Origin of the sequence: Achromobacter arsenitoxydans SY8, from assembly GCF_000236785.1 — a bacterium.
Taxonomy (GTDB): Bacteria; Pseudomonadota; Gammaproteobacteria; order Burkholderiales; family Burkholderiaceae_B; genus Achromobacter; species Achromobacter arsenitoxydans.
Genome location: NZ_AGUF01000058.1, coordinates 1 through 13,130, shown reverse-complemented (window position 1 = coordinate 13,130; position 13,130 = coordinate 1). Strand labels below are relative to the sequence as shown.

The window sequence follows — 13,130 nt, the reverse complement described above, 5'->3', positions numbered from 1 at the left end:
GGCGATTACTCGCCCAGCGGATCCTGGAACTGCGAGCACTTCACCTGCACCAGCTTGCGGTCCTGCAGCCGCAGTGCGGTGAGCGATCCGCCCCACACGCAGCCGGTATCCAGGCAGATGACGTCCGGCCGCTGCAGCAGGCCCAGCGTCGACCAGTGGCCGAACACCGTCGTGACATTGCGCGTGGCGCGGTTGGGGACGTCGAACCAGGGAACCAGTCCCGGCGGCCAGGCGCCCGGCGTCACCTTGGTGGCGAATTCCATGTGCCCGTTGGGCGTGCAAAGCCGGATGCGCGTCAGGGCATTGATGATCACCCGCATCCGCTTGCCGCCCTTGTGGTCTTCCTTCCAGGTGGCGGGCTCGTTGCCGTACATCTTCTGCAGCGCTTTCTGCCAGTTCGGGCTGCGCAGGGCGTCCTGCACTTCGCCGGCCAGGGCCAGCGTCTTGGCGACGTCCCACTTGGCCAGCGTGCCGGCATGGACCAGCAGGTGGCCTTGCTCGAAATGCGCCAGCGGGCGGAACCGCAGCCAATTGATCAGGTCGGCCGCGTCCGGCGCCCGGAGGATGGCCTCGAGGGTGTCCGATTTGGACGGCTTGCGCACGCCCGCGGCCGTGGCCAGCAGATGCAGGTCATGGTTGCCCAGCACCACCGTCGCGCGATCGCCCAGGTCGATGATGCGACGCAGGGTCTCGAGCGACTGCGGGCCGCGGTTGACCAGATCCCCGGCAAACCAGAGGCGCGACTCGGGGTCGCCGACCAGGTCGGGGTGGGACAGCAAGCGATCCAGCGGCGAGCAGCAGCCCTGCACGTCGCCGATCATCCAGATACTGCCGTTCATGCGGGACTTTTACTCCAAGGCCAGCGTTGTTGGACGACACGGGTAATGGTGTGGCGGTATTCCATGTAGCTCATGGCGGCCAGCGCCACCGCCATGGCGCCCAGGTTCGGGCCCAGGGCGGTCAGCCAGGGCGGCCACTTGCCCAGCATGCCCACGTTGAGGGCAAGCTGGTTCAGCATGAAGAAGCCCACGCCCAGCAGGATGCCCACGAACACCTTGGCGCCGACGCCGCCGCGGCGGGTCTGCATCAGGCCGATGGGGGCGGCGATCGTGATCATCACCAGCAGGGTGAAGGGATAAGCCAGTTTGCGCCACAAGGCGACGACCTGTCGACCATATTGGAGCTGGTTGTCGCGCAGATAGTCCACGTAGTCCAGCAGCGTGACGATGGACATGCGTTCCGGGGTCAGCACACGCGCCAGCAGGCGCTCGGCGCTGAGCGTGGTGTCGATGGTGCGCTCCGGCAGCTTCACGACCGTGGCGGGCGGGTTCTTGGGCGGGCGCGCGTTGGCCAGCGCCGACGCGGCATCGGCGTCCAGCCGTGTCTCGGCGACGTCCTTGAGCACCAAGTCGCCGTGGGCGAACAGGCCGGACGGGGCCGTGGACAGCGCCGACAGCGTCAGGTCTTTCTTGAATTCGTAGAGCGTCACGCCGGCCACCTGGCCGTCGCCTTTCAGTTCGGCGATGTTGATGATGCGTGTGCCGCCGTTCGCGGTGGGCTCCTTGAACCAATAGCCGCTTTTGAGGCGGTCGCCGCCGGCCTTGCCGCGGAACAGCAGGTTGGCCTCGCCGGTTTTCATTTCGGCCCAGGGAGTGACGTATTCGGACAACAGGCCGGCGCCGATCATCAGGGGGATGGTCACCACCCACAGCATCCGCAGCAGGCGCATGCCGCTGACGCCGGACACCCGCAGGATGACGAGTTCATTGCGCTGCGCGAGGCCCGCCAGCGCAAGGATGGCGCCGATCAGGAGCCCGATGGGCAGAAGGTCGTAGAGACGGGTGGGGATCGCCAGCGCCTGCATGTACAGCAAGGCCATCATGGAGAACTTGTCGCCCACGTTGTCCAGATCGTCCACCAGTGCGAAGAACGTGAAAAGGCCCAGCAGGGCCATCAGGACCACTGCGCAAGAGCGATAGACCTCGCGGGCCAGGTAGCGGCGTGCGGTACGCATGTAGAAGAATCGGAATGGAGCGCGTAAACGTGAAAGCTTAACAAAATCCGCTGCGCACGGCGCCGCGGAAAGGACGGGTCTGTCCCGTTTCCCGTCAGGGGATGTCCACCATCTGCATGCGGCGCGTCAGCACGCCGACCCGGGAGTTCAGGTAGTTGGACCTGCGGTGCTTGTCGTAGAAGCGCGGATTGGGCAGCATCGCCGCCAGCCGGGCCGACTGGCTGGCCCCGAGATTGGCGGCGGTGGTGTTGAAATAATGCCTGGCTGCGGCCTGGGCGCCGAAGACGCCCACGCCCCATTCGGCTACGTTCAGATACAGCTCCAGGATCCGCTCTTTGCTCATGACATGTTCGATCATGTAGGCCAGGACCAGTTCCTGCCCTTTGCGCAGGTAGCTGCGCGAGCCGGACAGGAATAGGTTCTTGGCCAGCTGCTGGGTAATGGTGGATCCGCCGCGCATCTTGGAGCGCCCGGCTTCCTCCTGCTTCTGGTTGTATTCCCAGGCCTTGCGGATGGCGTCCCATTCGACGCCGTCGTGCCCCGTGAAATTGGAGTCTTCCGAGGCGATCACCGCGCGCTTTAGCGTGCGGTTGATCTGGTCATAGGGCACCCATTCGTGCTTCAGCTCGATAGCAGGGTCGTCCTTGCGCAGGCGCGACAGTTCTTCGCGCATCACCGCGCTGCTGCCGGGATCCCGGTAGTTGTACCAGACCACTTGGGCAAACAGCCAGAACTGATACAGCAGGATCGCGCAGATCAGCGCCATCAGCAGGCCGGTGGTGATCCGGAACCAATTGCGGCCCGAGCCGCCGCGGCTGGAGCGGGTTGCCATGCCGCTCAGCGTCCCGCGGCGAGCGCCTCGCGCAGCGCCGCCAGCACCGGGGCGGGGTCGGGCCGCACGCCGTGCCAGATGAAAAAGCTCTCGGCGGCCTGGCCCACCAGCATGCCCAGGCCGTCAGCGGTCAGCGCGGCGCCATCGGCCCTGGCCTGTTTCATGAAGGCGGTGGGCTGCGCGCCGTACATCATGTCGTAGGCGGTGGCCCCTTGCGCGTACAGCCCGGAGGGCAGATCGGGCGCGGCGTTCTGCAACCCGCTGGCCGTGGCGTTGACGACCAGGTTCCAGCCGCCAGGCGTGGCGGCGTCCGCCAGGGCGCCGGCGGTGACCCGGGTTTGCGGCGATACGCCGCCTTCGCGCCACGCGGCGGCAAGTTCTTCGGCACGGGCGGCGGTGCGGTTGACGATGTGGATGCGGGCGCAGCCGGCCTCGGCCAGCGGCTGCAGCACGCCGCGGGCGGCGCCGCCCGCGCCCACCAGCAGCACGGACGCGCCGTCCAACTGCACGCCCAGGCGCAGCAGGTCGCTCACCAGGCCCACGCCGTCGGTATTGCAGCCGTGCCAGGCGCCGTCGCGCCAGGACAGGGTGTTGACCGCGCCGGCCAGCCGGGCGCGGCTGGACAGGCTGGCGGCCGCCAGCGCATAGGCGTCAAGCTTGAACGGCACCGTGACATTCAGGCCCAGGCCGCCGTCCGCCACGAAGGCGGCCACGGCGTCGGCAAAACCGTCCACCGGCGCCAGCAGGCGTTCGTAGCGCAGCGGCGTGCCGGTCTGCTGCGAAAACATGGCGTGGATCTGAGGCGAACGGCTGTGTGCGATGGGATTGCCGATGACGGCGTAGCGGGCAGGAAGAGTCGCCTCGGTCATTGGGCTTGTGTTTCCAGGGTGTCGTTGACGAAATGCCAGGTGCGGGTGATGACCAGCACGTCCGTATCGCGGGCGATATCGGGCGGGAAGGGGGGGAAGGGAGCCGCCAGCTGGACGATGCGGCGGGCCGCCTGGTTCAGGACGGCATGCGGCGACGGCTGGTCGATCTCGACATTGGCGATGCTGCCGTCGGCGCGCACTGAGACGGTGATGCGCAGCGAGCCGTAGATGCGTCCGCGCGCCTCGTCCGGGTAATGCTGGGTGCCCACGGTTTCGATGCGGGTGCGCCAGGCGTCCAGGTAGGCGGCATAGCGGGAGGCCTCGGCGGAGGGGGCGACGAATTGCTTGCGGGGCTCGGCGCTGTACTGCTGGACCCGCGCCGCCAGGGCCGCCACCTGGGCGTTCTGGATGATGCTGGCCTGGTCCTGGGAGTCCTGGCCCAGGTCGGCGCCGTCCGGCCACGGATTGACGGCCTGGCGTTCGGCGCCCGCGGTCTGCGAGGAGCGCAGCTGGGTCATCAGCCGGGCCTGCTCGGCTTCCAGCTGCACCTGACGCCGGCGCATGGCTTCGAGCACGATGGTCTCGCCGGAGTCGCCAGTCTGGGGCAGGGGCGTGGTGGACAGGCCGCGCTCGGCGTTGCCGCCGCCGCTCATCTGGTTCTGCGCCTGGGCGCGCGGGGTTTCCGGCGGCGTTTCGCTGCGGGCGTTGAGCAGCACGACTTCCAGGCTGGTGACCGGCGGCCGCGTCAGAGCGGGCGCGCCGAAACGCCACGCCAGCGCGCCAGCGTGAACCAACAGCGATATTGCAATGCCGATACGCAGGTAATGCTGGGCGGGGGCGCCCAGCCACCAGAGAAAACGGCTCAGCGTGGAGGGGGAGTCAGCGCGTTGCACGAACGCATTGTAAGTCGAGTCCGGGCCCGCCGCGCGGTCCGTCCAATGGCTGTAACAGCTCTCGGACGGATGGAGGAGGGACGGCTAGGCCGCCTCTCCCTCCGAAGCTTCGCCCTTGACCTCTCCCACATACCGGCAATCCAGCTCCAGCGACAGTTCATCCATCCCCAGAACGTCAATCTCCACTGCCGTCCCGCGCTCCAGCTCCGGCATGCCGCCGACGCGCGTGACCAGCGGCGCGTTTGCAAACCGCACCAGGTCTTCGCGCAGCACGTGCGCGACCGTGCGGGTCACGCCGTTTTGCTTGAGCCAGCGCAGGCACCAGTAGCGCTCCATCGCGCTCTGGAACTCGGCCCAGGCCGCGTACTGCGCATCGAAGGCGCCGATGATGGCGAACAGGTCCGCGTCGCGCGGCTTGAAGGGGGCGATCAGGCGGGCCGACACGCCGTGTTCCACGGCGGCGATCAGTTGCCACTGGTTGACCAGATCGACATAGCGGCGCAGGGGCGACGTGCTCCAGGCGTATTGCGGTACGCCGATGGCCTCGTGCGGCAGGGCCTGCGTGCTCATGCGCACGCGGCCCGCCTGCTGCGACCGGTAAATGCCCGGCACGCCGTGCTGATTCAACAGGCCGCCCCACAGGTTGTTGGCCAGGATCATGTATTCGGCCACCATGCGGTCCAGCGGCGCGTTGCGCTGGCGCGGCACCAGGCGCACGGGCGTGTCGGGATCGTCGGGGTTGCCGTCCAGGTAGAAGCTGTATTCCACCCGCGAGTTGTTTTCCGGCTTGCCGCGCACGTTTTCGCGTTGCGCGGACAGCGCCTGCGCCAGCTTCCATAGCGGGCGCAGCCAGTGGCCGTAGGGCAGGTCGGCCGACGCGTCGGCGAGGCTGGCCTCGGTGACTTTGGTGTCCAGCATGTTGTGGCGCAGGTTCTCGCGCACCACGATGCGTTCCAGGCGGGTTTCGGACTCGATGATCTCGCCGGTTTCCGGGTCGGCCACGACATACAGCGACAGCGCGGGCACTTCGCGGCCCGCATCCAGGGAAAATGCCTGAATGACGCTGTCCGGCTGCATCGGGATCTTGTCGCCGGGCATGTAGACGGTGGACAGGCGGGCGCGGGCCAGCTTGTCGAATTCGCTGTCGCGGGTGACGGTCAGGCCGGGGGCGGCCACGTGGATGCCCACGCGCAGGCGGCCGTCGGGCAGGGGGGTCACGGACAGCGCGTCGTCGATTTCCGTGGTGGTGACATCGTCCACCGAATAGATCTCGGCGTCCGCCAACGGCAGCTCGCGGTCGACGGGCGGCAGCTCCAGGTCGGGGAAGGCCAGTCCGCGCGGGAAGTTCACGGCCAGGAAGCGGCGCTTGTGCAGCGCCAATGCGTGCGGCCATGCGCCCAGTTCGAGCAGCAGGCGATCCGGGGTCTTGCCTAGCTTGGCGCAGGCGGCGTCCAGCGCCTTCCATTGCTGCGAATTCTTGTCCGGGCGGATCAGCAGCGATTCCGCCGCCTGGGCGATGGGTTCGGGCAGGCGGCCGGCGGCCATTTCGTCCACCCACTCCTGCTGCTGCTCGGCCTGGCGCTGTTTCTTTTCCAGCGCCGCCAGTGCGGCGGCCAGGATGTCGGGCGGTGCGGGGCGGTAGCGGCCCTTGCCGCGGCGATGGAAGTACGCCGGCGCGCCGTGCAGGCGCATCAGCAGGGCGGCTTGCTCGACGGGCGTGGGGGCGTGGCCGAAGTAGTCGGCGGCCAGGGCGGGCGAATCAAATTCTTCCTGCGGGGCGCATTCCCACAGGAACTGCAGGTCCAGCGATTCGGCGGTGGCGGCGGCCTGGCTCATCAGCGCCGCGGGCTCAGGCGCGGCGAAGTTGAACAGGGTGTTGGCGCGCTTGATCTTGCTGCGCTTGCCCGATTCCGACTCCACCTGAAGGCTGGCGTCGGTCTCGGACAGGATATGGCCGGCCTTGAAACTGCCGTCGTCTTCGTAAAACACATACATGGTGGGGATCGTCCTGGGCGGCGCGTTCGCGCCGCCTTGCGCAGCTATTTGGGTGTTGAGATTGGATATTGATTATTAAGGGCGCGCCGGCTTGTCGCCAAGGGCGAATTCAAGCACTTCCGGCATCCAATCCGCAAAATCGGATAGGCCATGGTCGCTGCCCTGCACGATGCGCTGGCGGCAACCGGCATACCGGTCGCGCATTTCGCGCCAGTCCAGCACCTCGTCGCCAGTCGCGGCCACCAGGAAATACCGGTCGGGCTGCGTGATGCGGGGGGCATGGATGGCGGCCAGTTCGTCGACATACTCGGGCAGGAAAACGAAGGGCGCGCCGGAATGATACATGTGGTGCTCGCCGACCTGGGTCGCCAGGTCCCGGGCGGCCTGCACCGCGGGATTCAGCAGCACGGCCTTGCAGCCCAGTTGCTCGGCGATCCAGGTGGCGTAAAAACCGCCCAGCGAGGAGCCGATCACGGTCAAGTCCCGGGGGCTGGCGGCGCCGGCAAGCCGGGCCCTGGCCATGCCCATCGCCAGGTCCATGGCCTCGCGCGGGCTGGCGGGCAATTGGGGGCAGGACCAGTCGTCCGACAGGCCCCGCTGGACCATCGCGTCGGCCATCATCCGAGCCTTGAAGGACTCGGGCGAGGACCGGAAACCGTGTAGATAGAGAATCATTGTCTGCTGTTCCCGTCTGCGTTGCCTGGTTCCGCCGGAAGAAAGTCCCCTGCGCGCGTCGGCTTGCACGGGACTCTCCAGCCGATGGTTTTCACGGGGCGGAGGAATGCTTCAGCGGCCGGCCTGCAGAGCGTCCAGCAGCTTGCCATGGATGCCGCCGAAGCCGCCATTGCTCATGACCAGCACCTGGTCGCCCGGGCGGGCGGCCTTGGCGACGGCGTCGACCAGCGCCCCGATATCATCGTAGCTGGATGCGCGCTCTCCCAGGGGGGCCAGGACTTCGCCGGGATTCCAGCCCAGGGCGTGCTTGCCGGCGTTGGCGCCGAAGCAGAACACCAGGTCGGCATCGGCCAGGGCCTGCGGCAGGCGGGCGGCCATGGTGCCCAGCTTCATCGTATTGGAACGCGGTTCCAGCACGGCCAGGATGCGGGACGCGCCGACCTGGCGGCGCAAGCCCTCCAGCGTGGTGGCGATGGCGGTAGGGTGGTGGGCGAAGTCGTCGTACACCTTCACCCCGTTGACCGTGCCGCGCAGTTCCATGCGGCGCTTGACGCCGGCAAACCGCGTCAGGGCGTCGATTCCTTGTTCGACAGGCACGCCCACGTGTTCCGCCGCGGCCAGCGCGGCCAGGGCGTTCATGCGGTTGTGTTCTCCCGTGAGGTTCCAGCGCACCGTGCCGGCGGCCTTGCCAGCGCGCACTACGCCAAACGCGCCGTCGGCGTCGGGCGCGGACGCCTGCCACTGCCCATCGGGGCCGAACGTGACGGTATCCGACCAGCAACCCCGCGCAATCACACGGTCCAGCGCATCGGATTGCGCCGGACGAATGATGCGGCCCGAGCCGGGAATCGTTCGCACCAAGTGATGAAACTGGGTTTCGATAGCCGCCAGATCGGGGAAGATGTCGGCGTGATCGTATTCAAGATTGTTCAGGATCGCGGTGCGAGGCCGGTAATGGACAAATTTGGACCGCTTGTCGAAGAACGCCGTGTCGTATTCGTCCGCCTCGATCACGAAGGGGCGGCGCGCGGGGTCGTAGCGGGCCGACACATGCAGGTCCTGCGCCACGCCGCCGATCAGGAAGTTGGGGGCCATGCCAGCGGCTTCCAGCACCCAGGCCAGCATTGAACTGGTGGTGGTCTTGCCGTGGGTGCCGGCCACCGCCAGCACATGCGCGTCGGGCAGGATGTTGTCGCCCAGCCATTGCGGGCCGGACACATAGCGCGCGCCGGATTCCAGGATGGCTTCCATCAACGGGTTGCCGCGGCTGACCACGTTGCCGATGACGTAGAGGTCGGGCTTGAGCGCCAGTTGCTCGGCGCCGAAACCTTCGATGAGTTCGATTCCCTGTTCCGCAAGCTGCGTGCTCATCGGCGGGTAAACGCCCGCGTCGCAACCAGTGACCTTGTGGCCGGCGGCCCGCGCGATCAGCGCAAGTCCGCCCATGAACGTACCGCAGATGCCAAGTATGTGCAGGTGCATTGATAAATCTCCTGTCCTGCATTGTATATATAGCGGGAGCGCTGGCCGGGGCGCGGGGGTAGCGGCGCAAACCAGCCGCAGCGGTTATGATCGCGCCATGAATCGACGCCTACTTCTTTCCGCTGCCGTGGCGGTCGCCGCCACTGTCGCGGGCGGCTTCACCCTGCTGGGCCGCAAGCCCCAGGCTCCTGCGTCGCCGGCCGACGCCAGCGACCCCGTGGCCGCGCTGATGCAGATGCAGTTGCCGGATCTGAACGGCGCGTCGCATTCGCTGTCGGGCTGGAAGGGCCAGCCCATGGTGGTCAATTTTTGGGCAACCTGGTGCGCGCCGTGCGTGAAGGAAATGCCGGAACTCGACGCCTTGCAGAAAAAATACCCGCATATCCGTTTTGTCGGCATCGGTGTGGATTCTGCGGCCAACATGCAAAAATTTGTCGAGAAAGTACAGGTTTCCTACCCGCTGTGGGTCATAGGCGCCGGTGCTATCGACACGCTGCGAAAGCTCGGAAACCCTAGCGGCGGGCTGCCTTTTACTATCGTTTTCAACGCAGATGGCGGAATTAACCGGAAGATATTGGGTGAAGTGCAGCCTGATGACTTGGACAAGACGCTTTCTGGTTTAAAGGCGTAAGTCTGTTGGACAAATAGTAGGAATTGGCGTAAAAAGCTGGTTTATCGGCTGTTTTGCCAACAATTGGCAATCCACACATCGGCAAGCGCATGGCGCAAAACATACTGGTATTGCATGGCCCGAATCTGAACCTGCTAGGCACCCGTGAACCTCATATCTACGGCAGTCTCACCTTGCCCCAGATCAATGAGCGTCTGGAGTTGCTTGCGGGTGAACTGGGCGCCACGCTGACAGCGTGGCAGAGCAACCACGAAGGTGCGCTAGTTGACCGCATTCAGGCGGCACGGCAAGACGGCACGGACTTCATCATCATCAACGCAGCGGCATATACGCACACCAGCGTCGCAATTCGCGATGCGCTGGCTGGGGTCGCGATCCCATTTATTGAAGTACATTTGTCAAATCTGTATAAGCGAGAGCCCTTCAGGCAGCACTCTTATCTGTCCGACTTGGCGCAAGGCCTGATCTGCGGCCTGGGCGCGGACGGCTACGAGGCGGCTCTGCGCTACGCAGTGCGGCACTGATCTCGCACCAAACTCACCGCCTTTACATCTTATACGGCGCGGACCCGACGCTGGGACGCCGCCGACACTATCTCGGGAAGCAGCTTCTATGGATCTTCGAAAACTCAAAACCCTGATCGACCTGGTGGCTGAATCGGGCATCGCCGAGCTGGAAATCACCGAAGGCGAAGGCAAGGTCAGAATCGTCAAGTTCTCGCAGACCCTGCAGCCGGTGGCCTACCACCAGCCCGAAGCCGGCGTGCCCGCCGCTGCTGTGGCGCCCGCCGCCGCCGCCCCGGCCGCTGCTCCCGCAGCGCCCGCCGCGCCGGTCATCCAGGGCCACGTCGTGAAGGCCCCCATGGTGGGCACCTTCTACCGTTCGCCGAACCCTGGCGCCGCCCCGTTCATCGACGTGGGCGCGACCGTCAAGGAAGGCGACCCGCTTTGCATCATTGAAGCCATGAAGCTGCTCAATGAAATCGAAGCCGACAAGGCCGGCGTCATCAAAGAAATCCTGGTCGAAAACGGCGAGCCCGTCGAGTACGGTCAACCTCTGTTCGTCATTGGCTGATAGCTGAAAATGTTCGAAAAAATCCTGATCGCCAATCGGGGCGAAATCGCCCTGCGCATTCAGCGCGCCTGCCGCGAGCTGGGCATCAAAACCGTGGTCGTTCACTCCGAGGCCGACCGCGAAGCCAAGTACGTGCGCCTTGCCGATGAATCCGTGTGCATCGGGCCCGCGCCGTCGCGTGAAAGCTACCTGAACATGCCGGCCATCATTTCGGCCGCTGAAGTCACCGATTCCGAGGCAATCCACCCGGGTTATGGCTTCTTGTCCGAAAATGCCGACTTTGCCGACCGTGTCGAGAAAAGCGGCTTCGTGTTCATCGGCCCGCGTCCGGACACCATCCGCCTGATGGGCGACAAGGTCAGCGCCAAGCGCGCCATGATCGAAGCCGGCGTGCCGGTGGTGCCGGGTTCCGAAGGCGCGTTGCCCGACGATCCGCAGGAAATCATTCGCATTGCGCGCGAAGTCGGCTACCCGGTCATCATCAAGGCGGCGGGCGGCGGCGGTGGCCGCGGCATGCGCGTGGTGTACACCGAGGCCGCGCTGCTGAACGCCGTCACCATGACGCGTTCCGAGGCGGGCGCCGCGTTCAACAACCCGGAAGTCTATATGGAGAAGTTCCTCGAGAACCCGCGCCATGTGGAAATCCAGGTGTTGGCCGATGGCGGCCGCAACGCCGTCTGGCTGGGCGAACGCGACTGCTCCATGCAGCGCCGCCACCAGAAGGTCATCGAGGAAGCGCCGGCGCCGGGCATCGCCCGCCGCCTGATCGAGCGCATTGGCGACCGTTGCGCCGACGCATGCCGCAAGATGGGCTATCGCGGCGCGGGCACGTTCGAATTCCTGTACGAAAACGGCGAGTTCTATTTCATCGAAATGAACACCCGCATTCAGGTCGAACATCCCGTCACCGAGCTGATCACCGGCGTCGACCTCGTGCAGCAGCAGATCCTGATCGCCGCCGGCGAAAAGTTCACCCTGCGCCAGCGCGACATCACGTTCAAGGGCCACGCGATCGAATGCCGCATCAATGCGGAAGATCCGTTCCGTTTCGTGCCCAGCCCGGGCCGCATCACCAACTGGCACACGCCGGGCGGTCCTGGCGTGCGCATTGATTCGCACGCGTTCAACGGCTATTTCGTGCCGCCGAACTACGATTCGATGATCGCCAAGGTCATTACGTACGGCGATACGCGCGATCAGGCGATGGCCCGCATGCGCACCGCGCTGTCCGAAATGGTGGTGGAAGGCATTTCCACCAATATCCCGCTGCACCGCGAAATGCTGCAGGATGCCCGCTTCATCGAAGGCGGCACCAGCATCCATTATCTGGAACACAAGTTGGCGCAGCGTCCCTGACCGACTTTGGGGCCTCGCGGCCCCTTTTGCGTTTTGCAATGTTGTAGTTTTGTGGTCGAGCGGGCCGCGGCGCATGTCGCGGCCCGTTCACCAGATGGAAGAGAAAATCATGCGTGAACTCGTGCTCCACTGCCTGGAGGCGCAGGCCGAAGCCCTGTCGGATGCCTTGCTCGAGGCGGGCGTGCTGTCGGTGTCCGTCGAAGACGCCGACTTCGGCACGGAAGTCGAACGTCCCCTGTTCGGCGAGCCGGGCACCGAGCCCGACGTCCAGGCCTGGGACCGCAACCGTGTCGTCGCCTTGCTGCCAGACGGAGCCGATCCCGCGCAGATCATGGAAGAAGCCGCCGCAGCGGGGGAACTTGATCCGGCGGTCTTTGCCGGCTGGTCCCTGCGCGACGTGCCCGACGCCGACTGGGTGCGCCTGACGCAATCGCAGTTCGGTCCCATCCACATCGCCGAACGGCTCTGGATCGTGCCGAGCTGGCATCGCGACAATCCCGATGTGCCCGGCATGGACCCGGCCGCCGTTCCCGAGCAGGACGGGGCCATCCATATCGAACTCGACCCCGGCCTGGCCTTCGGCACGGGCAGCCACCCGACCACGCACCTGTGCCTGGCGTGGCTGGAAGCCGAGCTGCCCGCCGGCGCCACGCTGCTGGACTACGGCTGCGGCTCGGGCATCCTGGCCATCGCCGCGCGCAAGCTGGGCGCAGGCCCGACCCAGGCGGTCGACATTGACGCGCAGGCGGTGCAAAGCACGATCTTCAACGCCGAGGTCAACCACGTCGAATTGCAGGCCATGCTGCCCGACGGACTGGCTGACGGCACGTTCGAAGTCGTCGTCGCCAACATCCTGTCCAACCCGCTGAAGGTGTTGGCGCCCATGCTGGCCGGCCGCGTCGCGGCGGGCGGCCACCTGGTGCTGTCCGGCGTGCTGGAACGCCAGGCCGAGGAAGTCGCGGCCGCCTACGCGCCCTGGATCGCCATGTCGGTCTGGCGTGCGCGCGACGGCTGGGTCTGCCTGCACGGCCAGAAGCCTTGAACGTGCGGCCGCAGGATCCCGTGTCATGTCGCTGAGCACCCGCTGCCCGCAGTGCGGCACTACGTTCAAAGTGGTGCCGGACCAGCTTCGGGTCCGCAATGGCCTCGTGCGCTGCGGCGCCTGCTCGACGGTATTCGACGGCCGCGCCTGCCTGCTGCCGGCGCCGGGCGCGCCGATTGCGCCGGCTGCCCCGGCCGGCGCTCCGCTGCCGTCGTCGGCCGCGACCGTCGCCGCGCCCGTGCTAAGCGCGCCCACGCCGCACGCGCC

Annotated in this window: 14 protein-coding genes; 6 read left to right on the top strand and 8 right to left on the bottom strand. The window is 66.3% G+C overall.

The features are described from left to right. Nucleotides 1–5: 5 nt before the first annotated feature. From KYC_RS18685 to mpl, 8 genes are all read right to left on the bottom strand, one after another. Nucleotides 6–839, bottom strand: a complete 834-nt coding sequence (locus KYC_RS18685; RefSeq protein WP_008165221.1) for a symmetrical bis(5'-nucleosyl)-tetraphosphatase — start codon at nucleotides 837–839, stop codon at nucleotides 6–8. Beyond that, complete coding sequence (gene lptG, locus KYC_RS18680) at nucleotides 836–2,014, bottom strand: LPS export ABC transporter permease LptG (RefSeq protein WP_043518898.1); 1,179 nt, start codon at nucleotides 2,012–2,014, stop codon at nucleotides 836–838. Before lptG ends, KYC_RS18685 begins: the two co-directional genes overlap by 4 nt. A 94-nt stretch (nucleotides 2,015–2,108) precedes the next feature. Then, nucleotides 2,109–2,846 carry a monofunctional biosynthetic peptidoglycan transglycosylase gene (mtgA, locus tag KYC_RS18675; protein WP_008165217.1) on the bottom strand — a complete coding sequence of 246 codons (738 nt, stop codon included), beginning with the start codon at nucleotides 2,844–2,846 and terminating at the stop codon, nucleotides 2,109–2,111. Nucleotides 2,847–2,851: 5 nt separating this feature from the next. Continuing rightward, nucleotides 2,852–3,715: a shikimate dehydrogenase gene (gene aroE, locus KYC_RS18670; protein WP_008165214.1), complete on the bottom strand. Its 864-nt coding sequence runs from the start codon at nucleotides 3,713–3,715 to the stop codon at nucleotides 2,852–2,854. Beyond that, the gene (locus tag KYC_RS18665) at nucleotides 3,712–4,608 is read right to left on the bottom strand and encodes a TonB family protein (RefSeq protein WP_085945486.1); all 897 of its coding nucleotides are present in this window, start codon (nucleotides 4,606–4,608) and stop codon (nucleotides 3,712–3,714) included. The genes aroE and KYC_RS18665 overlap by 4 nt, the downstream gene beginning before the upstream one ends. Nucleotides 4,609–4,692: 84 nt before the next feature. After that, nucleotides 4,693–6,603: a ribonuclease catalytic domain-containing protein gene (locus KYC_RS18660; protein ID WP_008165211.1), complete on the bottom strand. Its 1,911-nt coding sequence runs from the start codon at nucleotides 6,601–6,603 to the stop codon at nucleotides 4,693–4,695. 75 nt (nucleotides 6,604–6,678) lie between these two features. Continuing rightward, nucleotides 6,679–7,278, bottom strand: a complete 600-nt coding sequence (locus KYC_RS18655) for a YqiA/YcfP family alpha/beta fold hydrolase (protein WP_043518896.1) — start codon at nucleotides 7,276–7,278, stop codon at nucleotides 6,679–6,681. Between the two features lie 111 nt (nucleotides 7,279–7,389). After that, entirely contained in the window at nucleotides 7,390–8,760 is a 1,371-nt protein-coding gene (gene mpl / locus KYC_RS18650) for a UDP-N-acetylmuramate:L-alanyl-gamma-D-glutamyl-meso-diaminopimelate ligase (protein WP_008165207.1), read from the bottom strand. Nucleotides 8,761–8,857: 97 nt separating this feature from the next. On the opposite strand from mpl, the gene KYC_RS18645 reads away from it, so the two are divergent. From KYC_RS18645 to KYC_RS28970, 6 genes are all read left to right on the top strand, one after another. After that, on the top strand, nucleotides 8,858–9,391 hold the full coding sequence (locus tag KYC_RS18645) for a TlpA family protein disulfide reductase (RefSeq protein WP_008165204.1): 534 nt from the start codon (nucleotides 8,858–8,860) through the stop codon (nucleotides 9,389–9,391). An 89-nt stretch (nucleotides 9,392–9,480) separates the two neighbouring features. Further along, nucleotides 9,481–9,915: a type II 3-dehydroquinate dehydratase gene (aroQ, locus tag KYC_RS18640; protein WP_008165202.1), complete on the top strand. Its 435-nt coding sequence runs from the start codon at nucleotides 9,481–9,483 to the stop codon at nucleotides 9,913–9,915. An 88-nt stretch (nucleotides 9,916–10,003) separates the two neighbouring features. Beyond that, nucleotides 10,004–10,465 carry an acetyl-CoA carboxylase biotin carboxyl carrier protein gene (gene accB / locus KYC_RS18635; protein WP_008165201.1) on the top strand — a complete coding sequence of 154 codons (462 nt, stop codon included), beginning with the start codon at nucleotides 10,004–10,006 and terminating at the stop codon, nucleotides 10,463–10,465. A 9-nt stretch (nucleotides 10,466–10,474) separates the two neighbouring features. Continuing rightward, the gene (gene accC / locus KYC_RS18630; protein WP_008165199.1) at nucleotides 10,475–11,821 is read left to right on the top strand and encodes an acetyl-CoA carboxylase biotin carboxylase subunit; all 1,347 of its coding nucleotides are present in this window, start codon (nucleotides 10,475–10,477) and stop codon (nucleotides 11,819–11,821) included. A 109-nt stretch (nucleotides 11,822–11,930) separates the two neighbouring features. Continuing rightward, entirely contained in the window at nucleotides 11,931–12,863 is a 933-nt protein-coding gene (prmA, locus tag KYC_RS18625) for a 50S ribosomal protein L11 methyltransferase (protein ID WP_008165196.1), read from the top strand. A 25-nt stretch (nucleotides 12,864–12,888) separates the two neighbouring features. After that, the coding region (locus KYC_RS28970) for a zinc-ribbon domain-containing protein (protein ID WP_008165193.1) at nucleotides 12,889–13,130 on the top strand (242 nt) is incomplete at its 3' end.